The organism is Roseomonas sp. USHLN139, assembly GCF_037145735.1.
Classification (GTDB): domain Bacteria; phylum Pseudomonadota; class Alphaproteobacteria; order Acetobacterales; family Acetobacteraceae; genus Pseudoroseomonas.
Window position 1 is genome coordinate 62,398 of sequence record NZ_JBBCWY010000003.1, and the last position, 22,084, is coordinate 84,481.

A 22,084-nucleotide genomic window follows, 5' to 3' on the forward strand; every position below is an offset into this window, starting at 1 on the left:
AAAAAGGGGGCACGCGGTGCGTGCCCCCTGGCAGCGTCATCCGGACCGGGCGGCGGAATCAGGCGACCTCGTCATCCTCGGCCGGGGCCAGCGGCGCCGAGGGATTGCCGCCCGAGGCCAGCACCGCCGCGTTCAGGTCGGACTGGCTGCACAGGCCCAGGATCACCGGGTCGCGCGGCTTGATATTGGCGCTGTTCCAATGGGTGCGGTCGCGCACCTTGGCGATGGTGTCCTTGGTGGTGCCCAGCAGCTTGCCGATCTGCGCCTCGGTCAGCTGCGGGAAGTTGCGCAGCAGGAAGGCGATGCCGTCCGGCCGGTCGTTGCGCTTCGAGACGGGGGTGTAGCGGGCGCCCTTGCCGCGCGCCTTCGGCACCGGCGAGGCCGTCTCCATCAGCCGCAGCCGGGCATTCGGATCGGCCTCGCAGCGCAGGATCTCCTCGCGCCGCAGCTGGCTGTTCTGCACCGGATCATAGCCGACGATACCCTGCGCGACTTCGCCATCGGCGATCGCCTGCACTTCCAGCGGATGCATGCCGACGAAATCGGCGATCTGCTCGAAGCTGAGGGACGTCTTCTCGATGAGCCACACAGCGGTGGCCTTGGGCATCAGCGGCAGGGTCATCGGAAACCTTACGAGTCGGTCGGGCTGGCGCGGGGACAGCCCCGGTTCGCACTGCATATAGAGAGGGGGAGGTATGGGGTCAAAGTCCTAGCGTCGCGGCCGGCCCGCCGCCAGCGTGGCACGGCATGCTTGGCGGCGCGGCATGGCAGGCCATATCGTTGCGCAGGGCTACCTCACAGGAGATCGGCATGGCGACGCGGCGACTGGCCACGGTGTTCGGCGGCACCGGCTTCATCGGGCGGCATCTGGTCTCCCGCCTGGCGCGGCTCGACTACGAGGTGCGCGTGGTCACCCGCCATGCCGAGGCCGTGCGGCCGCTGATGACCCAGGGCAATGTCGGCCAGGTGGTGGCGGTTCGCGCCGATCTCGCCCAGGACGCGGCGCTGGCGCGCGCGGTCGCGGGCGCCGGGCTGGTGGTCAACACGGTGGGCATCCTGGCCGAGCGCCGCCCGGGCGACTTCCAGCGGCTGCAGGGCGAGCTGCCGGGCCGGATCGGCCGCGCCGCCGCGGCGGCGGGGGTGGCGAAGCTGGTGCATCTCTCGGCGATCGGCGCCGATCCGGCGAGCGAGAGCGCCTATGCCCGCAGCAAGGCCGCCGGCGAGGCCGCGCTGCTGGCGGCCTTTCCGCGCGCCACCATCCTGCGGCCCTCGGTGATCTTCGGCCCCGAGGACCATTTCTTCAACCGCTTCGCCGGCATGGCGCAGCTGCTGCCCTTCATGCCGGTGGTCAATGGCGCCACCCGCTTCCAGCCGGTCTATGTCGGCGACGTGGCCGAGGCCGTGCTCGCCGCCGCCCGCCGCTCCGCCGCCGAGGGGCAGGTCTTCGAGCTGGGCGGCCCGCGCGTCGCCAGCTTCCGCGAGCTGATGGGCTATGTGCTGGAGGTGACCGGGCGGCCGAAGCGGCTGGTGGCGCTGCCGCCCGGGCTGGTGCGGCTGCAGGCCCGGCTGGGCGAGTTCCTGCCGAACCCGCCGCTGACCCGCGACCAGCTGATCCTGCTGCAGAAGGACAATGTGGTGTCGCCCGGGGCGAAGGGCTTCGCCGAGCTGGGCATCGCGCCGCAGGCGATGGAGGCGGTGGTGCCCGCCTATCTGACGCGGTTCCGCCCCGGCGGGGGACGCCGCGCCGCCTATCCGGTCTGAAAGTCCGGATCGGACCTTTATATCCGGATGTTCCGGCGGGAGGGCCAGGGTAGGAACAGGGCTCTAGGAAATAGGGACAGTAATGCTGTCCTTATGGCGTAAATAGGACTGGCAACCCCTGGGTGAGTGTGGCAAAGCTGCGCGCAACGGGGTGGCAGCCCCGCATGGCCTCGCAGGGCCCTGCGGCGGGCGCCCCCTGGCTCCGCCTGACCTGAAAAGAAGCCTTCCTGCCCGAAGGAACCCGCCCGATGGCCGAACGCATGCTGCAATTCGTGCGCTTGTCGCAACAGACGCCGGACAAGCGCAAAGCCACCGAGCGCCGGGCCGATTTCGGCGAGATCTACCAGCGTTTCAGCGCCGAGCGCGCGACCGAGCAGGCCAGCCGCTGCAGCCAGTGCGGCGTGCCCTTCTGCTCGATCCACTGCCCGCTGAACAACAACATCCCCGACTGGCTGAAGCTGACCGCCGAGGGCCGGCTGGAAGAGGCCTATGAGGTCTCCTCGGCCACCAACACCTTCCCCGAGATCTGCGGCCGCGTCTGCCCGCAGGACCGGCTCTGCGAAGGCAATTGCGTCATCGAGAAGGGGTTCGACAGCGTCACCATCGGCGCGGTCGAGAAGTACATCACCGACACCGCCTGGGAGCAGGGCTGGGTCAAGCCGCCGAAGCCGCGGCGCGAGGTCGACCATTCGGTGGGCATCATCGGCGCCGGCCCCGCCGGCCTGGCGGCGGCCGAGCGGCTGCGGCTGCGCGGCTGGAAGGTCACGGTCTATGACCGCTACGACCGCGTCGGCGGGCTGATGATCTACGGCATCCCGAACTTCAAGCTGGAGAAGGAGGTCGTCCTCCGCCGCCACGCGCAATACGCCGAGGCCGGCATTGAGTTCGTCCTCAACTGCCGCGTCGGCATCGACATCTCCATGGCCGATCTGCGGGCCAAGCATGATGCGGTGCTGGTGGCGACCGGCGTCTACAAGGCGCGCGACATCGGCGGGCCGGGCTCGAACCTGGCCGGCATCGTCCCGGCGCTGGACTACCTGACCGCCTCCAACCGCGAGAATCTGGGCGACCAGGTGCCGGAATTCATCGACGGCACGCTGAACGCCGCCGGCAAGAAGGTCGTGGTCATCGGCGGCGGCGACACCGCCATGGACTGCGTCCGCACCGCCATCCGCCAGGGCGCCGCCGCGGTCACCTGCCTCTATCGCCGCGACAAGGCCAACATGCCCGGCTCGATGCGCGAGGTCGCCAATGCCGAGGAAGAAGGCGTCGTCTTCTCCTGGCTCTCCGCCCCGGAAGGTTTTGAGGGTGAGGGGCATGTCACCGGCGTCCGCGCGGTGAAGATGCATCTCGGCCTGCCGGATGCCACCGGCCGCCAGCAGGTCGAGCCGATCCCCGGCAGCGGCTTCACCGAGCCGGCCGACCTGGTGATCAAGGCGCTGGGCTTCGACCCCGAGGACCTGCCCAGCCTGTTCGGCGAGCCCGGCCTGACGGTCAGCCGCTGGGGCACGCTGACCATCGACCGCCGCAGCATGATGACCAAGCTGGAGGGCGTCTTCGCCGCCGGCGACATCGTCCGCGGCGCCTCGCTGGTGGTCTGGGGCATCCGCGACGGCCGTGACGCCGCCGACCAGATCGAGGCCTATGTGCTGGCGAAGAAGGCCGCCCCCGCCATGGCGGCCGAGTGATGCGCGCGCTCGTCCCGGGCCTCGCCCTGCTGCTCGCCGCCGCACCGGCCTTCGCCCAATCCGGCCCGTCGCAGTTCCAGGGGCCGGGCGCGACCCCGGCGCCCCAGGCTGCGCCGGCCCCCAAGCCCGCCCCGCCGGCGGCCGCGCCGCAGGGCAGCGACCGCGCCGAGGCGCTGGCCGCCGCGAGAGAACTGATCGAGGCCAGCGGCTCCCAGGCGCAGGCCGAGGCCGGCATCCATGGCAGCATGGCGCAGATGGCGCAGATCGTGGCGCAGCAGAGCGGCCAGCCGGTGGCCCGCGTCACCGAGATTTTCGAGGGCATCCTGCTGCCCGAGTTCCGCGCCCGCCTGCCGGAGCTGCTCGATGCCATGGCCGCTTCCTGGGCCAGCCATCTGGGGGCGGCCGACCTGCGCGCGCTGACCGAATTCTACCGCTCGCCGCTGGGCGAGCGGCTGAAGGTCGCGACCCAGGCGGTCACCCAGGAAAGCCTGGCCTTCGGCGCGCAATGGGGCCAGCGCATCGGCCTCGAGGCGCTGACCAAGCATCGCGAGGCGCTGCGCGCCCGCGGCCTGAAGATCTGAACCGAACACGACGTCGTTCCGGGCTCCCCTGTCCCGGCCGCGAATCCAGAGGGATCGCACCATGAGCCACCTGCCTTTGAACGGCCAGACCGACGCCCTGTCCAAGACCGGCGACCTGGCCGAGACCGATGCCCTGTCCGAGACGGGCGCCGCCTTCGCCGAGCGTTTCCGCCGCAATGCCGATCTGCTGAACAGCGCGGCGCATGTCGACACCATGGAGCATGATGCCTGCGGCGTCGGCCTGATCGCGGCGCTCGACGGCCGCCCGCGGCGCGACGTGGTGCAGGCCGGCATCGACGCGCTGAAGGCGGTCTGGCACCGCGGCGCGGTGGATGCCGACGGCAAGACCGGCGACGGCGCCGGCATCCATATCGAGATCCCGCAGGATTTCTTCGCCGAGGTTGTCGAGCGCGGCGGCGACCGGCTGCGCCCGGGCCGCATCGCGGTCGGCCAGGTCTTCCTGCCGAAGACCGATCTGAGCGCGCAGGAACGCTGCCGCCAGATCGTCGAGACCGAGATCCTGAACGCCGGCTACAGCATCTATGGCTGGCGCCAGGTGCCGATCGACGTCTCCTGCATTGGCGAGAAGGCCAATGCGACGCGGCCCGAGATCGAGCAGATCCTGATCTTCGACCCCGAGCAGCGCGACCCGGCGACGATGGAGCGCGACCTCTACGTCATCCGCCGCCGCATCGAGAAGCAGGCGATCGCCGCCCAGGTGCCGGAGCTCTATCTCTGCAGCCTGTCGACGCGCTCGATCGTCTACAAGGGCATGTTCCTGGCGGAGAACCTGACCGACTTCTACCCGGACCTGCTGGACGAGCGCTTCGTCAGCCGCTTCGCCATCTATCACCAGCGCTATTCGACCAACACCTTCCCGACCTGGCGCCTGGCGCAGCCGTTCCGGATGCTCGCCCATAACGGCGAGATCAACACCGTCCACGGCAACATCAACTGGATGAAGAGCCACGAGACGCGGCTCGCCCATGACCTGCTCGATCCCTTCATGGAGGACATCAAGCCGGTCGTGCAGGCCGGCGGCTCCGACACCGCGACGCTCGACAATGTCTTCGAGCTGCTGGTGCGCGGCGGCCGCGACGCGCCGATGGCCAAGGCGATGCTGATCCCCGAGAGCATCGGCAGCAACGCCACCATGCCGCAGGCGCATCGCGACCTGTTCATGTATTGCAACGCGGTGATGGAGCCCTGGGACGGGCCGGCGGCGGTCTGCGCCACCGATGGCCGCTGGTGCATCGCCGGCCTCGACCGCAACGGGCTGCGGCCGATCCGCTACAATGTCACCGCCGACAGGCTGCTGATCGTCGGCTCCGAGACCGGCATGGTGAAGCTGGCCGAGGGCGACATCGTCGCCAAGGGCCGCGTCGGCCCCGGCCAGTGCATCGCCGTCGACCTGGAAGCGCCGCGCTTCTACGCCGATACCGAGCTGAAGGACATGCTGGCCGCGCGCCATCCCTTCGGCGACTGGGTCAACCGCACCACCAAGATCGACAGCATCGTCCGCGCCGAGGTGGACGAGATCCCGGTGCTCTCGACCGAGGAACTGCGCCGCCGCCAGCTGGCGCTGGGCATCACGCTGGAGGATCTCGAGACCATCCTGCACCCGATGGCCGAGGACGGCGCCGAGGCGGTGGGCAGCATGGGCGACGACACGCCGATCGCCGTGCTCTCCGCCCAGTATCGCGGGCTGCACCATTTCTTCCGCCAGAGCTTCGCCCAGGTCACCAACCCGCCGATCGACAGCCTGCGCGAGACGCGGGTGATGACCATCAAGACCCGGCTGGGCAATCTGGGGAACATCCTCGACGAGGATCCGACCCAGTGCGACATGCTGCAGCTGGAGAGCCCGGTGCTCTCCAACGCGGAATTCGCCGCCATGCAGGAATACATGGGCAGCACCGCCTGCACGGTCGACGCCACCTTCCCGGTCTCCGAAGGCGAGCCCGGCCTGCGCCGCGCCCTGGAAAGAATCCGGCGCGAGGCGGAGGAGGGGGTGCGCTCCGGCTGCGCCCATGTCGTGCTGACCGACGAGGCGCATGACAGCGAGCGCGCCGTCATCCCGATGATCCTGGCGGTCGGCGCGGTGCACACGCATCTGGTGCGCCACAGCCTGCGGACCTTCACCAGCCTGAACGTGCGCTCCGGCGAATGCATGGATGTGCATTACTTCGCCGTGCTGATCGGCGCCGGCGCCACCACGGTGAATGCCTATCTGGCGCAGGAGAGCATCGCCGACCGGCATCGCCGCGGCCTCTTCGGCGGCGATTCCATGGCGGATTGCGTGGCCCACTACCGCAAGGCGGTCGACAAGGGCCTGCTGAAGGTGATGTCGAAGATCGGCATTTCCGTCCTGTCCTCCTATCGCGGCGGCATGAATTTCGAGGCGATCGGGCTGTCGCGCGCCCTCGTCGCCGAATTCTTCCCCGGCACCCAGTCGCGCATCTCCGGCATCGGCCTCTCCGGCATCGCCCGGCGCGTGCTGGGCATGCACCGCAAGGCCTGGGGCGCCGACACGGTGACGCTGCCGATCGGCGGCCTCTACAAGCTGCGCCGCAAGGGCGAGGCGCATGCCTTCGACGGCAGCCTGATCCACCTGCTGCAGAACGCGGTGGAGTCCGACAGCTACCAGACCTTCAAGCGCTATTCCGAGGCGGTGCGGAAGCTCCCCCCCGTGGCGCTGCGCGACCTGCTGGACTTCCGCGCCGAGGTGGCCAAGCCGATCGCCATCGAGGAGGTCGAGAGCATCACCGAGATCCGCAAGCGCCTGATCGCGCCCGGCATCTCGCTCGGGGCGCTGAGCCCCGAGGCGCATGAGACGCTGTCCATCGCCATGAACCGCATCGGCGCCCGTTCCGACAGCGGCGAGGGCGGCGAGGACCCGGAGCGCGCCAAGCCGCGCGCCAATGGCGACAACGCCAATTCGGCGATCAAGCAGATCTCCTCGGGCCGCTTCGGCGTCACTGCCGAGTACCTGAACAACTGCCGCGAGATCGAGATCAAGGTCGCCCAGGGCGCCAAGCCCGGCGAGGGCGGCCAGCTGCCCGGCTTCAAGGTCAGCGGCATCATCGCCCGCCTGCGCCACTCGACGCCGGGCGTCACGCTGATCTCGCCGCCGCCGCACCACGACATCTATTCGATCGAGGATCTGGCGCAGCTCATCTACGACCTGAAGCAGATCAACCCCGAGGCCTCGGTCTGCGTGAAGCTGGTCGCCCGCTCGGGCATCGGCACCATCGCCGCCGGCGTCGCCAAGGCCAAGGCGGATGCCATCCTGGTCTCCGGCCATTCGGGCGGCACCGGCGCCTCGCCGGTCAGCTCGATCAAGTATGCCGGCCTGCCCTGGGAGATGGGGCTGTCCGAGGCGCACCAGGTGCTGCTGCTGAACCGGCTGCGCCACCGGGTGAAGCTGCGCACCGATGGCGGGCTGAAGACCGGCCGCGACGTGGTGATCGCCGCCATGCTGGGCGCCGAGGAATTCGGCATCGGCACCGCCAGCCTGGTCGCCATGGGCTGCATCATGGTGCGGCAGTGCCATTCCAACACCTGCCCGGTCGGTGTCTGCACCCAGGACGAGGAGCTGCGGAAGAAGTTCGAGGGCTCGCCCGAGAAGGTGATCAACCTCTTCTCCTTCATCGCCGAGGAGATCCGCGAGATCCTGGCGGGCCTCGGCTTCCGCAAGCTGGAAGAGGTGATCGGCCGCACTGAGCTGCTGAAGCAGGTCAGCCGCGGCGCCGAGGATCTCGATGACCTCGACCTCAACCCGCTGCTGGTCCAGGCCGATGCCGGGCCCTTCCCGCGCTACTGCACGCTGGAAGGCCGCAACGAGGTGCCGGAGACGCTGGATGCCGACATGATCCGCGACGCCGCGGCGCTGTTCGAGCGGGGCGAGAAGATGCAGCTCGCCTACAACATCCGGAACACCCACCGCGCCATCGGCACCAAGATCAGCAGCAAGATCGTCCGCAAGTTCGGCATGAACGGGCTGCAGCCGGGCCATCTGACGGTGCGGCTGCGCGGCAGCGCCGGCCAGTCGCTCGGCGCCTTCGCGGTGCGCGGGCTGAAGCTGGAAGTCCTGGGCGACGCCAACGACTATGTCGGCAAGGGCCTCTCGGGCGGCACCATCGTCGTCCGCCCGGCGCCTTCCTCGCCGCTGGTCTGGAACGAGAACGCCATCGTCGGCAATACCTGCCTCTATGGCGCGACCGCCGGCGAGTTCTTCGCCGCCGGCCAGGCCGGCGAGCGTTTCGCGGTGCGCAATTCCGGCGCCACCGCGGTGGTCGAGGGCGTCGGCGCCAATGGCTGCGAATACATGACCGGCGGCACGGTGGTGATCCTCGGCGCGGTCGGCGACAATTTCGGCGCCGGCTTCACCGGCGGCCAGGCCTTCATCCACGACCGCGACGCCACCTTCGAGCACCGGCTGAACCCGGACACGCTGCTGTGGAAGCGGCTCTCCTCCGCCCATTGGGAGAGCGTGCTGCAGGGTCTGATCGGCCGCCACGCCGCCGAGACCGGCTCGCGCCACGCCGCCCGCCTGCTGAACGACTGGGCCTCGGAGCGCGGCCATTTCTGGCACGTGGTGCCGAAAGAATACGCCAAGTACCTGCCCCAGCCGATGGAGCAGGTCGCCATCGCCGCCGAGTGATTTCTGTCGGTTCGACCGGTCCCGCCGGGACCGGTCGCCACCCGAGCGCCCGTGTCAAACAGCCCGGCTAACGCCTTAAAAATGTTAAGCCTGGGCAAGATGGCGTGATGCTCGGCTAGGCGCTCACGGATGGGCATGCGATAAGCGCCCCCCCTGACCTTGCCGCGGCGTTGTGCATGAGAATCCTCTATCACCAGCCCCTCTGCCCCTATTCGCGCAAGGTTCGCCTTGTCCTGAGCGAGAAACGCATCCCCTTCGAGGTGCGGATCGAAAGGGTCTGGGAACGGCGGGAGGAATTCCTGGAAATGAACCCCAGCGGCACCGTGCCCGTGCTGGTGGAGGAGAACGGCCTGATCCTGGCCGACAGCTACGCCATCTGCGAATACCTCGACGAGGCCTATCCGGACCTGCCGCTGATGGGCCGGACGCTGGGCGAGCGCGCCGAGGTGCGCCGCCTGGTCGCCTGGTTCGACGGCAAGTTCGCCCGCGAGGTCACCGACAACCTGCTGGTCGAGAAGCAGTGGAAGCGCCTGATGGGCCGTGGCAGCGCCGATGCCGCCGCCCTGCGCGCCGGCTATGCCAATCTCAAGCCGCATCTGGACTATCTCGGCTGGCTGGCCGAGACCCGCCTCTGGCTGGCCGGCAATTCGCTGTCGCTGGCCGACCTGGCGGCCGCCGCGCATCTCTCGGCGCTGGACTATATCGGCGACCTCGACTGGTCGCTGAACGATGCCGCCAAGGACTGGTACGCCCGGGTGAAGTCGCGTCCGGCCTTCCGCCCGCTGCTGGCCGATCGCGTCAGCGGGGTGAACCCGCCGCCGCATTACGCCGACCTGGATTTCTGATTCTTTTTCGGACTGCCGTGTCCGGGTGGTGACGGTCGGTGAAACGGCCCCTCAACAGCGCGACCTGTGAGGGCGCGCTGTTCTTAGGTCAGGCGTCCCACCGTGATGCCCGGGTGACGGCACCGATGATGCGCAGGCCCCCCACGGCCGTTGATCAGAAAGAAGAAGGGGTCCAGGGGAATTCATTCCCCTGGCCTGCCCCTTGCTTCTCTTCAGGGCACCAGCCCTTCCTTCAGCCCATAGACATGCTCGCAGATCGCCCCCGCCGTGGTGATCCAGACCGTGTCGCGCTGCGCCGCGATATGCTGCAGGGCCTCGCGCAGCGCGCGCAGGCGGTAGGGCTGGCCGACGATATAGGGGTGCAGCGCGATGCCCATCACCTGCGGGCGGTTGTCGCGCACCTGGCGGCGGCGTTCCTCGAAATCGGCCAGGATCATGGCGGCGAACTGCTCGGCGCTGTCCTTGCGGGCGCCGATCGCGGGGATGTCGTTGATCTCCTGCGGATAGGGGATCGAGAGCAGCCGGCCCTCGCGGGTCTTCAGCCAGGTCGGCTGGTCGTCGTGGCACCAGTTCAGGGTGTAGCGGTAGCCGGCCTCGACCAGCAGCTCGGGCGTCGACAGGGTCTCGGCGATCCAGGGGGAGAGCCAGCCGACGGGGGGCTTGCCTTCCGCCTCGGTGATGGCGGCGGTGGCCTCGGCGATCAGGGTGCGCTCCTCCGCCTCGCTCATCAGCGACTGGCGCTCGCTGTTGGTGCGGCCATGGCCGGCGATCTCGTCGCCGCGGGCGCGATGGGCGGCGACCAGGCTGGGGGCGTGGTCGTACATCGCGCTGTTCAGCAGCACGGTGGCGGGCAGCTTCAGCTCGTCCAGCATCTCCAGCAGCCGCCAGGCGCCGACCCGGTTGCCATAGTCGCGCCAGGCGTAGTTCAGCACGTCCGGCTGCGGTCCGCCGGGGGCCAGCGACATGCCGAGGCCTTCGCCGAAGGCGAAATGCTCAAGATTGATGCCGAGATACACCGCCAGCTTCTTGCCGGCCGGCCAGCCATAGGCGGCCCGCGACGGCCAGGAATGGTAGTCGTAGCGGCCGTGGATCGGCAGCATCGGGGGCCTCCTCGAAGATATCCGGTGCGGCGGCATAGCAAGCGCCGGACCAGCCTGAACCAAGCTTCTTGCTGCGCGGTTCCCGCGGCGCCAGAAACCCGCTAGAAGCCGCTGCATGTCCAAGCCCCCGCCGGCCGAGGCGGCGTCGGCGCGTGCCCTGCTTTCAGCCACCGCCCGTCAGGGCCGGTCGCGGCTGGCGCGCCCTGTTCTGCTCGGCCTTGCCTCGATCGCCTGCGGCCTGGCCCAGGCCTGGTTCATCGCCACGCTGCTGGCCGCGCTGCTCGGCCATGGCACGGCCGGGTGGGGCGAATTCGCCGCCGCCGCCAGCCTGGCGCTGCTGTCGATCGCGCTCGGCGTGGCGCAGGAGCGGGCCCAGGCCGCCGCCGGCGCCGCGGCGCGCGCCGATCTGCGCCGCCGCGCCTTCGACCAGCTGCTGCAGGCGGGCCCGGCCGATGAGCGCCCGGTCGGCGAGCGCGCCGCCCTGGTGGTCGACCGCATCGAGGCGCTGGACGGCTATTTCTCCCGCTGGCTGCCGGCGGCGGTCCTCGCCGCGGCGGGGCCGCTGCTGATCGCCTGCGTGGTCGCGCTGGAGGACCCGCTGAGCGGGCTGATCCTCTTCGTCGCCGGCGCCATGGTGCCGGTGGGCATGGCGGTGACCGGCATCGGCGCGGCGCTGGCCAGCCGGCAGCAGTTCGACGCGCTGCAGGCGCTGTCCGGCCGCTTCCTCGACCGCATGCGCGGCCTGCCGCAGCTGGTGCTGTTCCGCCGCGAGGCGGCCGAGGCCGAGGCGCTGGGCCAGGCCGCCAATGAGCTGCGCCGCCGCACCATGAAGGTGCTGCGCGTCGCTTTTCTGTCCGGCCTGACGCTGGAGGTGATCGCCGCCGCGGTGCTGGGCTGCCTCGCCTGGCGGCACGGCAACCTGCTGGTCGGCGGCCATCCCGACCCGGCCGCCGCGCTTTTCTGCCTGTTGATGGTGCCGGGCTTCTTCGCACCGTTGCGGGCGTTTTCCGCCGCCTATCACGAGCGCATGGCGGCCAATGGCGCCGCCGCCGCCCTGGCCCCGCTGCTGGCCGCCCCCGAGTCGGAACCCGGGCTGCAACTGGCCGAGATCCCGCCGACGGTGGTGGTGACCTTCGAGCAGGTCGGCCTGACCTATGACCCGGCCCGCGGCCCGGCCCTGACCGATCTCTCCTTCAGGGTCATGCCGGGGGAAACCCTGGTGCTGGCAGGCCCCTCGGGCTCCGGCAAGTCGTCGGTGCTGCGGCTGCTGATGGGTTTCTGCCAGCCGGATGGTGGCCGCATCGCGCTGAACGGCCGCGACGCCACCGCGCTGCGCCCCGAGGAGCTGCGTCGCCTGTCCTCCTATGTCGGCCAGAAGGCGCATCTGTTCCGCGACACCATCCGCGCCAATATCGCCATGGCCCGGCCGGACGCCGCCGACGCCGAGGTCGAGGCGGCGGCCAGGGCGGCCCATGTCGCCGATTTCGCGGCCAGCCTGCCCGAGGGGCTGGACACCATGATCGGCGAGGGCGGCTACGGCCTCTCCGGCGGCCAAGCGCAGCGGGTCGCCATCGCCCGCGCCTTCCTGCGCAACCGGCCGCTGGTGCTGCTGGACGAGCCCACCGCGCATCTCGACCCGGCGACCGAGGGCGAGCTGCTCGACAGCCTGCGCCGCCTCTGCGCCGGGCGCACCGCCATCATCGCCACCCATTCCCCCGCCTTGCGCGCCCGCTTCGGCCGCGTGCTGGAGCTGGAGAAGGGCCGCGCCGGCCTGCCGCGGATGGCCGGGGAGTGAGCCGCATGATGCTGACCGATCTCCGCCGCGTGCTGGGCCTCTGGCACGCGCGCCGCGCCTGGCTGTGGTCGGGCGCGCTGGTCGCCGTGCTGGCGACGCTGGCCGGGGTGGCGCTGCTGGCGCTGGCCGGGCGCGGCGTCTCCGAGGGCCTGCGCACCGGCGCGCTGGCCGGCATCGCCGTGGGTTCCCTGCTGCTGCTGCGACCGCTGATCTTCCTCCGCCCGGCCGCGCGCTATCTCGAGCGGCTGGTGACACATTCGGCGACCTTCCGGGCGCTGGCCGATACCCGCATCTGGTTCTTCCGCCGGCTGGCCGAGCGGCTGCCCGGCGGCATCGGCCATCGCGGCGCCGGCGACCTGCTCGGCCGGCTGGTCGCCGATGTCGAGGCGCTGGACGGGCTCTATCTGCGCGCGCTCATCCCCGGCATCGCGGCGCTGGCCGTCGTCGTCGCCGTGGCCGTGCTGCTGGGCGTCGCCGGGCCGGGCCTCGCCGTGCTGGTGGCGCTGCCGCTGGCGCTGGCGCTGCTGCTGCCGCCGCTGCTGGCGCCGGGCGCGGCGCGGGCCGCCGGCGAGGTCGCCGAGGCGCAGGGCGCGCTGCGCAGCGCCGCCGTCGATCCGCTGCTCGGGCTGGAGGACGTGCTGGCCGCCAATGCCGAGCCGCGCGTCGCCGCCCGCCTGGCCGAGAGCGGCGCCGCCCTGGCCGCGACGCAGAACCGCCTGGCCCGCCGCGGCGCCTGGGGTGGCGCCGCCGGCAGCCTGCTGGCCCAGGCCGCGCTCTTCGCCGCGCTGGGCTATGGCCTGGCCGGCGGTCCCGGCGCGGTCGGCGGCACCATCATCGGGCTGTTCCTGGCGCTGGCCGCCGGCGAGGCCCTGGCCGGGCTGCCGCGCGCCGGCGCCGCGCTGGCCGCCGCCGGCGCCAGCGCCCGCCGCCTGTTCGAGGCCGCCGACACCCCGCCGCCGGTGGCCGAACCCGCCATCCCGGCCGAGGCGCCGCGCGGCCATGCGCTGCGCGCCGAGGGCGTCCGCTTCGCCTGGACCGCGGACCGCGAGCCGGTCTTCACCGATCTCAGCTTCGACCTGCCGGAAGGCGGGCGGCTGGCGCTGCTCGGGCCCTCGGGCGCCGGCAAGTCGACGCTGGCGGCGCTGCTGCTGAAGCTGGCGGCCCCCCAGGAAGGCCGGCTGCTGCTGGGCGGCGTCGATCTCGCCGCCCTCCCGGCCGATGCGGTGCGGGCACGCATCGCCTGCCTGACCCAGGATGCTCGGCTGTTCGACGACAGCATCGCCGCCAATCTGCGCCTTGCCGCGCCCGAGGCCGATGACGCCGCGCTGTGGCAGGCGCTGGAGCGGGCCGGCGTCGCCGATGTGGTGCGCGTCTTGCCGGAAGGCCTGGCGACGCGCTGCGGCGAGGGCGGCGCCCGCTTCTCCGGCGGGCAGGGGCGGCGGCTGGCGCTGGCGCGCGCCCTGCTGGCGCCGGCCGATATCCTGATCCTGGACGAGCCCGGCGCCGGTCTCGACCCTGAGGCCGAGCGCGCCTTCCTGGAGACGCTGGAGACGGCGACCGCCGGCCGCAGCGTCATCCTGATCGCGCACCGGCTGCTCGGCGTCGAGCGGCCGACCCGCATCCTGCGGCTGATCGGCGGCCGCGCCATGGCGGCAATGGGCTGAACGGGCGCGGCGCTGGAGACGGCGCCGTTCGCGGCGGCCCTGGCCGCATTGGTGTATCGCCGCCTGATCAGGCGCCGAGCTTCCGCCGGATCTCGGCCGACAGCGCCTGCAGTTCCGGCTCCGGCCGCTGGCCCAGCGCCGCGGCCATCTGACCCAGGAAGCCCGGCGATCCGGTGGCGGCGGCCTTGGTGAACCAGTCCAGCGCCGCTTCCGTGGTCGTGGCCAGCGTGCCCATGTTGAACTGCGCCCGGAAATCGCCGAGCGCCGCCGCCCGGGCATAGAGCGCCCGCGCGGCTTCCGGGTCGCGCGGCGTCTCCCAGCCTTCCTCCAGGTAGCGGCCGAGCACGGTCATCGACTTGGCATGGCTCTGCTCGGCGGCGGCGCGGAACCAGCGGAAGGCCTCGGCCCGCTGCCCGTCGCGGGCCAGCAGGCTGGCCAGGTTGTATTGCGCCCAGTCATAGCCGCGCTGGGCGCCGGCCGCGTAGATCGCCAGCGCCTTCGGCAGGTCGATGGGCGTGCCCCAGCCGAGCTCGTGGCAGCGGCCGAGCATGGTCTCCGCCTTGATGTCGCCGGTGCTCGCCGCGGTCCTGAACCAGCCGAAGGCGGCGGCCGGGTCGGCCGGGACGCCACGGCCTTCCAGCAGGATCTGCCCGAACAGGATCTGCGCCTCGACCATGCCGGCGCGGGCGGCGGCGGCGATCCAGCGGGCGGCCTCCTGCGGTGGGCCGGCGAAGGCGGCGGCCAGCTGCGCGGCCGTCGCCTCGCGCACCACGGCGGGGGCGAGGGGCGGCAAGGCGGGCGCGGGGGCGGGACGGCGGCGGCGGAACATGGCAGGGGTTATGCTGTTGCGATCCACTCGCAACAAGAGGCAGAAAGTTCAGACCGCCAGCAACCCGCCCTGCTTGGCGCGGCCGGGCAGGGGATGGCCGACCACCTCCTCGGCCAGCCGGCCGCATTCCAGCAGCGCCGCCAGGTCGAGCCCGGTCTCGATGCCGGATTCGGCGCAGAGCAACGCCAGGTCCTCGGTGCAGATATTGCCCGCTGCCCCGGCATGCTTGCCGAAGGGGCAGCCGCCGAGGCCGGCAATGGCGGCATCAAACCGCGCCACGCCGAGCCGCATTCCCTCCCAGGCATTCACCATGGCCAGGCCGCGGGTGTCGTGCAGATGCAGCGACAGTTCCAGATCCGGCCATTTGTCGCGCACCGCGCCGACGACTTCAGCAATCCGGCGCGGCGTGGCCCAGGCCATGGTGTCGGCGAGGGAAATGACCGGCGGCGCCAGCCCGACGCCGCCCGCCAGAGCGAGGATCGCGGCGATGCGGTCGATGACGGCGGCGACCGGCACCTCGCCCTGAAAATTGCAGCCGAAGGCGGCCATGATGGTGGCGCGGGCGAAGGGCACGCGGTGCTCGGCATAGAGCGCCATCAGCGCCGCGGCGGCGGCCAGGTCCTCCTCGCGGTCGCGATTCTGGTTGCGCTTGCCGAAGGCCTCGGAGGCGGAGACCGAGACGCTGCCGTCGATGGTGAGGTGCGGCGCGACCAGGGCCCGCAGAAAACCCTTGGCATTGAGCCAGAGCGCGCCGAAGGTCACGCCCTCGACGTCACGCAGCCCCTGGCAGACCATCTCGGCATCGGCCATGCCGGGCACGCGGCGCGGATCGACGAAGGAGACGGTCTGGATGCGCCGCAGCCCGGTCCCGGCCAGGGCCTGGATCAGCCGCAGCTTGTCGGCCGTGGCGATCGGGCCCTTCTCGAACTGGAAGCCTTCGCGCGGGCCTTCCTCGCGGATCTCGATGCGGGCGGGCAGCTGGGTCATGGCGCGTCGTCCGGAAGGGTCAGGATGCCCCGCTCGGCCAGGGCCTGTCGTTCATGCGCCCCGATGCCGAGGCTGTCGAGCAGCGCCGCCCCCCCTTCGCCCACCGCCGGCGGCTGGCGGTCGAGGCGGATCTGCGCCGCCTCGAAATGCAGCGGCGTCATCGGCAGGGCGGCGGTCAGCCCCTCGGCCAGCCGGGTCGCGCCCATGATGCCGCTGGCCGCCAGATGCGGGTCGTCGAACAGGTCCTCGGGATGGGCGACCGGGGCGCAGGGGATCAGCACCTCGCGGCCCAGCGCCTGCACCTCGGCCACCGTCATCGCGCCGAAGATCCTTTCCAGTTCCGGCATGATGCGCTCGCGCCCGGCGACGCGACCGGCATTGGTCGCCAGCGTGGCATCGGCCGCGAGATCGTGCAGGCCGAGGCGGGGCGCCAGCCGCTGCCAGTGCTGGTCGCTGGTGACGCCGACGAAGACCTGGCCGTCGCGCGCCTGGAAGACGTCGTAGATGCCCCAGGTGATGCGCCGCGCCGTCATCGGCGGCACCCGCTGCCCGGCGATGGCGCCGGCGGCCATGTGCTGGCCGACCATGAAGGCGACGCTCTCGAACAGCGCCGACTGCACCTTCTGGCCAAGCCCGGTGGCCTCGCGCTGGCGCAGCGCCGCCAGGATGCCGACCACGCCGAAGACGCCGCCCATGATATCGACCACCGAGGTGCCGGCGCGCAGCGGCCGCCCCGGCAGGCCGGTCATGAAGGCGAGGCCCCCCTGCATCTGCACCACCTCGTCGAGGGCGGGCAGGTCCTCGTAGGGGCCGGGGAGAAAACCCTTCAGCGCGCAATAGACCAGGCGCGGATTCTGTCCGCGCAGCTGCTCCCAGCCGAGGCCGAGCCGCTCCATCGTGCCGGGGGCGAAATTCTCGATCAGCACGTCGGCGGTCGGGATCAGTCTTTCCAGCACCGCCTTGCCGTCGGGGTGCTTCAGGTCGAGCGCCAGACTGGTCTTGTTGCGGTTGTAGGTGGCGAAGAAGCCGGTGCCGAAGCCGCCCAGCCGCCGGGTACGGTCGCCCTCGGGCGGCTCGATGCGGATCACCTCGGCGCCGAGATCGGCCAGCACCACGCCGCAGGAGGGCCCCATCACCGTATGGCCGAAATCCAGCACGCGCAGCCCGGTGAGCGGCAGGGGGTTCATTGACACAGCGGCGTTCCGTCTGACAGAATTTCTTTTCGTCAGACAGAATGAGGGTTTCTGGCCATGGCCGTCAAGCCGGCAGCCCCCCCGGAAGGGGTGGGCGCGGTCGACCGCGCGCTGTCCATCCTGCTGGCTTATCGCGCCGGCGAGGCCGCGCTGTCGCTGGCCGAGCTGGCCCGCCGCACCGGCCTGTACAAGAGCACGCTGCTGCGGCTGATGGCCTCGCTCGAACGGGCGGGGATGCTGCTGCGCGAGGGGAGTGCGGCGGAATGGCGGCTTGGCCCGGCGCTGGTCGGGCTCGGCCTGCGCGCCGCCGCGTCGGAGTCGCTGCTGGAGGCGGTGCTGCTGCCGGTGCTGCGCCGCCTGGCCGAGGAGACCGGGGAAAGTGCGAGTTTCTATGTCCGCGACGGCGAGAACCGCCTCTGCCGCTTCCGCATCGAAGGACGCCATGCGGTGCGCGACCACCTGCCGCCGGGCAGCCTGCTGCCGCTGGACCGCGGCGCCGCCGGCCATGTGCTGCGCGGCGCCGGGCTGACGGTGACCATCGGCGAGCGCGACCCGGAACTCGCCGCGGTGGCGGCCCCGGTCCATTCCGCGAGCGGCGCCCTGCTGGGCGCGCTGTGCCTGTCGGGGACGGCGACCCGCTTCATGCAGAAGCGGGAGGCCCTGTCCGCCACCCTGGCCGCGGCGGTGGCGGCGCTGCGCGGGCTCTGAGCCCCCGGTCAGACCGGCTTGGCGGGCGGCAGCACCTCGGTGATCAGGTTCGAGGCGAGCATGAAGGCGACGGTCGCGCGGTCGCGCAGAGTCACCCGCGTCTTGACGAAGCGCCCGTCGCGCACCGTCAGGCAGACCGCCTCGCCGACCCGGGTGCCGCTGTCCGCCAGCGTGGCGGCAAAGGCGCGGCAGCGCGTGCTGCCAGGGCCGGTGGCGGGGCCGCCGGACAGGATCTCGCTGGGCGGGCCGTCATTGACGCTGGCCGTGACTCTGCTGACGTCACGCAGGCGACCGGCCCTGGCGACGGCGAGGATCTCGGCGGCGCTGACTTCCAGCTCCCGCAGCACCTGCGGATTGTCGGCGCCTTCGGCGCTCAGGGTGTGGCCGCGGTCATAAACATAGACAGTGGCATGGCCGGGCAGGCCGTTGATGCCAACATAGCGTACCGCGGCGCCCAATCCGCGCAGGCCGCCCGCCTCTAAGTCGATCACCGGCTCGGTACGCTGCAGGAAGGGCATCTGCTGGCGGAAGCCCTGCACGACGGCCAGCGGGCTGGGCCGGCCAGCGGCATTGGCCGCGGTCTCCGGTGCGGCAGGGGCGCCCGGTGTGGTGCCCGGGGTCGTGCAGGCGGCCAGGGCAAGCAGGCCAAGAAGCAGGGCAGGGCGCATCGACGGTCGGTTCCGGAATGATCCGGGCCGTGATCTAGCCGCCGCGCGGCACGGCGTCCAGGCGACCGGGCTCAGCCCGCCGCCAGCCCAGCCGCGCCGTCCAGGGCGGTCATCCAGGCCCCTGGCGCCGCACCCCGCAGGCCGTTCAGCGCCGCCCGCGCGACAGCCCGTCGGCCACCAGGCTGCAGCCGGCGACGGCCGCCAGGATGGCCAGGCCCGGCCAGAGCGCGGCCAGCGGCGCCTCGAACACCGCCTCCTGCGCATTCGCCAGCATGTTGCCCCAGGAGGGTGCCGGCGGCTGGATGCCGAGCCCCAGGAAGCTGAGCACGCTCTCGGCCAGGATGGCGCCGGCGACGGCGAGCGCGCCGGCGACGGCGACCGGCGCGCGCAGCCCCGGCAGCACATGGCGCAGCAGCAGCCGCCGCTCGGAGACGCCGAGCGCCCGCGCCGCGCGCACATAGTCGCTGGCCAGGATGGTGATCGCCCCGGCCCGGGCGAGGCGCGCCACGCCGACCCAGCCGAACAGCACCAGGATGGTGGTGATGCGGATCATGTCGGTCATCGCCTCGCCGCGCGGCAGGCCGAAGCGCGCCGGGTCGATGGCCGCCAGCAGCACCAGGATGGGCAGCGCCGGCAGCGCCAGCAGCCCGTCGGCCAGCCGCATCAGCAGGGCGTCGACCCAGCCGCCGCGCCAGGCCGCCAGCAGCCCGATCGCCGTGCCCAGCAGGGTCGCCGCCAGCGCCGCCGCCAGCCCGACGCCGAGCGAGACGCGCGCGCCATAGAACAGCCGCAGCAGCAGGTCGCGCCCCAGCTCGTCGGCGCCGAGCGGGAAGTCCGGCCCCGGCGGCGCGTAGCGGGCGAAGAGGTCGGGCGCCAGCGGGTCGCGCCCCAGCCAGCCGGCCAGCCAGGGGGCGGCCATGGCGGCCAAGGCCAGCAGGACGAGGAGAAACAGCCCGAGGCGCAGCCGGGTCATCGCGCCTCGATCCGCGGGTCGAGCCAGAGCTGCGCCAGGTCGGCCGCCAGCGTCGCCAGCATGGTCATCAGCGCCACCAGCAGCAGCGCCAGCAGCGCCAGGTTGTAGTCGTTGCCCATCACCGAATCGTAGAGCAGCTTGCCCATGCCGGGCCGGGCGAAGAGCGTCTCGGTGACCAGCGCGCCGGAGACCAGGGCGCCGGCATCCAGCGCCAGCAGGGTCAGCAGCGGCACGGCGGCATTGGGCAGGGCATGGCGCCAGACCACCCGCGCCTCGCCGGCGCCGCGGGCACGGATGCTGGTGATGAAGGGTTTTTGTAATTCGGCGCCCAGCGCGGCGGTGGCGTGGCGGGCGTAGCCGGCCAGCTGGCCGAAGGCGATGGTGGCGACCGGCAGCACCAGGAAGGGCAGGGCGGACGACCCCGGCTCCGGCAGCCCGCCCGCCGGCAGCCAGCCAAGCTGCACGGCGAAGAAGATGATGAGAAGAATACCGAGCCAGAAGCTGGGCACCGCCTGGCCGAGCAGCGCGAGGCCATCGACCAGCGGCGCCAGCCGCGGCCGCAGCGCCGCCAGCGCGCCCAGCACCACGCCGATCACGGCGGCCAGGGCCACCGCCGTGCCGACCAGCGCCAGGGTCGAGAGCAGCGCCGGCCAGAGCACCGTCCAGACCGGCTGGGCGAACAGCCGGGAGAAGCCGAGCTCGCCACGCAGCAAGCCGCTCGCCCAGGCCGCGTACCGGGCGAGCAGGGGCTGGTCCAGGCCATGCAGCGCCCGCAGCCGCTCGACATCGGCCGGCGTCAGCTTCGGGTCGGCCATCATGGCCAGCGAGGCCGGGTCGCCCGGCATCAGCCCGATGGCGAACCAGGCCGCCAGCGACAGCAGCACCAGGGTGAGCGCGATCTGCGGCAGCCGCGCCGCCGCGAGCCTCAGCGCACCCGCCATTCGGTCACCCACAGCGAGGAATAATTCTGGTGGCCGGTGGGGCGAACGCCCTCCAGCCAGCGCGGCCAGACATGCGCATCCGAACGGTGCCAGAGCGGCAGCGCCGGCAGGTCGGTGGCGATCCTGCGCTGCAGCGCCGCCCACATCGGCTGGCGCTTCGCCGGATCGAGCTCGACGGGGATCGCCTCGATCAGCCGGTCGACCTCGGCATCGCGATAGCCGGTGTAGTTCTGGCCGGACCAGTTGCGCTCGGCGCGCGGGATCTCGTCGGAATGGAACAGGCTGCGCGGCACATTGGCCGGGCTGCTGACCCAGGCGAACATCGCCAGCGCCTCGAAGCGGCGGCGGCTGACCGTCTCGGCGAAGAAGACGCGCGGCGGCTCGTTGCGGATGCGCGCCTCGACGCCGATCGCCCGCCACATGCCGGCCAGCACCTGCTGCACCTGCTCGCGCGCCCGGTTGCCAGCGGTGGTCATGAACTCGAAGGACAGTTTCTGCCCCTCGGCATTGCGGCGGATGCCGTCGGGCCCGGCCTTCCAGCCGGCTTCCTCCAGCAGCGCCACGGCGCGGGCCGGGTCGAAGGGGTATTGCGGCACGTCGGGGTCATAGACGGTGTCGCGCGGGTGCACGCCGCCGGCCGCCACCTGCTGCCGGCCCTGGTAGAGCCGCTCGACGATCTGCGCCCGGTCGGCGCCGTGCAGCAGCGCCTGGCGCACCCGGCGGTCGGCCAGCACCGGATTGTCCAGGTTGAGGTCGATGTGCTCATAGGTCAGGCCGGGGACGTATTCGACCCGGAAGCGGTCGCCGGTGCGGCGCTGCAGCGCCACCGCCTGTTCCAGCGGCAGGCCGAGCTCGCCGGCCACCATGTCGAGCTGCCCGGCCAGCAGCTGCGCCTCCAGCGCCGCGCTGTTCTCCACCGTGCGGATGGCGATGCGCTCGAAGGCCGGCGCCGGGCCTGACCAGTGCGCGTTGCGCTCCAGCGTCACCCCGGCGCCGGGCTGCACGGCGGTGATGCGGTAGGGGCCGTTCCACAGCCCGGGATTGGTGGTCTCGGTGTCGTAGGCAGTGCGGCTGCGATAGGTCTTCGGGTCGGATTCCCAGCGCGGCCGCTCGATCCGGGCGGGCAGCGGCTGGAAATCGCCCATCGCGGCGAAGTCGTAGGTCACCTTGTCCAGCCGCAGCGTCACCGTGCGCGGATCGACCACGATCAGCTCATAGGCCGAGCGGTAGAATTCGGCGCCGCCGAAGCCGGTCTCGAAGCTGCGCCCGGCCTCCCAGGCGAAGCGCAGATCCTCGGCCGAGACCGGCGTGCCATCGGCCCAGCGCTCGCCCTCGCGCAGGCGATAGGTCAGGCGGATGCCATCCTTGCCGTCCGGCGTGCGCTCCAGCACCGCATCGCCATTCTCCAGCGTCGGCAGCCGCTCGCAGGCCAGGCAGGTCAGCTGCCAGTCGGCGTCATAGGCGGTGATCGGCCGGCGCGCGAAGCCCAGGATATAGGACTTGGCCGCCATCGCCTCGATATTGGGGTGGAAGGTCGAGGGGTATTGCGCCAGGCCGATGGTCAGCCGCTCGCGCGGCGCCTGGGCGGCGGCCGGAAGCGCCAGGCCGAGCGGCACCAGGCTGGCCAGGATCGCGCGACGCCAGGCATGAGCCATCCAGCAAACCTCCTGCTTGCGGCAACCGCAGGC

Annotated in this window: 17 protein-coding genes; 8 read left to right on the forward strand and 9 right to left on the reverse strand. The window is 71.8% G+C overall.

All coding sequences use genetic code 11. The features are described from left to right. Window positions 1-58: 58 nt before the first annotated feature. Window positions 59-622, reverse strand: coding sequence for a DUF1013 domain-containing protein (locus tag WFI16_RS10760; protein WP_419897837.1), 564 nt, complete (start codon window positions 620-622; stop codon window positions 59-61). A 188-nt stretch (window positions 623-810) separates the two neighbouring features. Between WFI16_RS10760 and WFI16_RS10765 the strand changes: the two genes are divergently transcribed. The 5 genes from WFI16_RS10765 to fzlA all read left to right on the forward strand — a co-directional run bounded on the left by WFI16_RS10765 (window position 811) and on the right by fzlA (window position 9,538). Next, entirely contained in the window at window positions 811-1,761 is a 951-nt protein-coding gene (locus WFI16_RS10765; RefSeq protein WP_419897838.1) for a complex I NDUFA9 subunit family protein, read from the forward strand. Window positions 1,762-2,009: 248 nt separating this feature from the next. Continuing rightward, window positions 2,010-3,449: an NAD(P)-dependent oxidoreductase gene (locus WFI16_RS10770; protein ID WP_419897839.1), complete on the forward strand. Its 1,440-nt coding sequence runs from the start codon at window positions 2,010-2,012 to the stop codon at window positions 3,447-3,449. After that, complete coding sequence (locus WFI16_RS10775) at window positions 3,449-4,030, forward strand: DUF2059 domain-containing protein (protein WP_419897840.1); 582 nt, start codon at window positions 3,449-3,451, stop codon at window positions 4,028-4,030. The genes WFI16_RS10770 and WFI16_RS10775 overlap by 1 nt, the downstream gene beginning before the upstream one ends. Window positions 4,031-4,091: 61 nt before the next feature. Then, window positions 4,092-8,693 (forward strand): glutamate synthase large subunit, encoded by a 4,602-nt coding sequence (gltB, locus tag WFI16_RS10780; RefSeq protein ID WP_419897841.1) that lies wholly within the window; start codon window positions 4,092-4,094, stop codon window positions 8,691-8,693. 176 nt (window positions 8,694-8,869) lie between these two features. Continuing rightward, a complete protein-coding gene (gene fzlA, locus WFI16_RS10785) occupies window positions 8,870-9,538 on the forward strand; it encodes an FtsZ-binding protein FzlA (protein WP_419897842.1) in 669 nt (222 codons plus the stop codon). Between the two features lie 212 nt (window positions 9,539-9,750). Here the strand turns inward: fzlA and WFI16_RS10790 are convergent, their stop codons facing one another. Then, window positions 9,751-10,638: a polysaccharide deacetylase family protein gene (locus WFI16_RS10790; protein WP_419897843.1), complete on the reverse strand. Its 888-nt coding sequence runs from the start codon at window positions 10,636-10,638 to the stop codon at window positions 9,751-9,753. 115 nt (window positions 10,639-10,753) lie between these two features. On the opposite strand from WFI16_RS10790, the gene cydD reads away from it, so the two are divergent. Continuing rightward, window positions 10,754-12,433 (forward strand): thiol reductant ABC exporter subunit CydD, encoded by a 1,680-nt coding sequence (gene cydD / locus WFI16_RS10795; RefSeq protein WP_419897844.1) that lies wholly within the window; start codon window positions 10,754-10,756, stop codon window positions 12,431-12,433. Window positions 12,434-12,438: 5 nt separating this feature from the next. Then, window positions 12,439-14,097, forward strand: coding sequence for a thiol reductant ABC exporter subunit CydC (gene cydC, locus WFI16_RS10800; protein WP_419897845.1), 1,659 nt, complete (start codon window positions 12,439-12,441; stop codon window positions 14,095-14,097). A 67-nt stretch (window positions 14,098-14,164) separates the two neighbouring features. Here the strand turns inward: cydC and WFI16_RS10805 are convergent, their stop codons facing one another. From WFI16_RS10805 to WFI16_RS10815, 3 genes are read right to left on the reverse strand one after another with little or no spacing between them, the layout of a single operon-like run. Beyond that, window positions 14,165-14,926 carry a tetratricopeptide repeat protein gene (locus tag WFI16_RS10805; RefSeq protein ID WP_419897846.1) on the reverse strand — a complete coding sequence of 254 codons (762 nt, stop codon included), beginning with the start codon at window positions 14,924-14,926 and terminating at the stop codon, window positions 14,165-14,167. A 48-nt stretch (window positions 14,927-14,974) separates the two neighbouring features. After that, on the reverse strand, window positions 14,975-15,913 hold the full coding sequence (locus tag WFI16_RS10810; RefSeq protein WP_419897847.1) for a hydroxymethylglutaryl-CoA lyase: 939 nt from the start codon (window positions 15,911-15,913) through the stop codon (window positions 14,975-14,977). Next, window positions 15,910-17,100, reverse strand: a complete 1,191-nt coding sequence (locus tag WFI16_RS10815) for a CaiB/BaiF CoA transferase family protein (RefSeq protein WP_419897848.1) — start codon at window positions 17,098-17,100, stop codon at window positions 15,910-15,912. Before WFI16_RS10815 ends, WFI16_RS10810 begins: the two co-directional genes overlap by 4 nt. 63 nt (window positions 17,101-17,163) lie before the next feature. Between WFI16_RS10815 and WFI16_RS10820 the strand changes: the two genes are divergently transcribed. After that, on the forward strand, window positions 17,164-17,814 hold the full coding sequence (locus WFI16_RS10820) for an IclR family transcriptional regulator (protein WP_419897849.1): 651 nt from the start codon (window positions 17,164-17,166) through the stop codon (window positions 17,812-17,814). 8 nt (window positions 17,815-17,822) lie between these two features. Here the strand turns inward: WFI16_RS10820 and WFI16_RS10825 are convergent, their stop codons facing one another. The 4 genes from WFI16_RS10825 to WFI16_RS10840 form a co-directional block, all read right to left on the reverse strand. Further along, complete coding sequence (locus tag WFI16_RS10825) at window positions 17,823-18,482, reverse strand: hypothetical protein (RefSeq protein ID WP_419897850.1); 660 nt, start codon at window positions 18,480-18,482, stop codon at window positions 17,823-17,825. Between the two features lie 145 nt (window positions 18,483-18,627). Beyond that, on the reverse strand, window positions 18,628-19,455 hold the full coding sequence (locus WFI16_RS10830; RefSeq protein ID WP_419897851.1) for an ABC transporter permease: 828 nt from the start codon (window positions 19,453-19,455) through the stop codon (window positions 18,628-18,630). Further along, window positions 19,452-20,396, reverse strand: a complete 945-nt coding sequence (locus WFI16_RS10835; RefSeq protein ID WP_419897852.1) for an ABC transporter permease — start codon at window positions 20,394-20,396, stop codon at window positions 19,452-19,454. Before WFI16_RS10835 ends, WFI16_RS10830 begins: the two co-directional genes overlap by 4 nt. Next, entirely contained in the window at window positions 20,381-22,051 is a 1,671-nt protein-coding gene (locus WFI16_RS10840) for a peptide ABC transporter substrate-binding protein (RefSeq protein WP_419897853.1), read from the reverse strand. Before WFI16_RS10840 ends, WFI16_RS10835 begins: the two co-directional genes overlap by 16 nt. Between the last annotated feature and the right edge of the window lie 33 nt (window positions 22,052-22,084).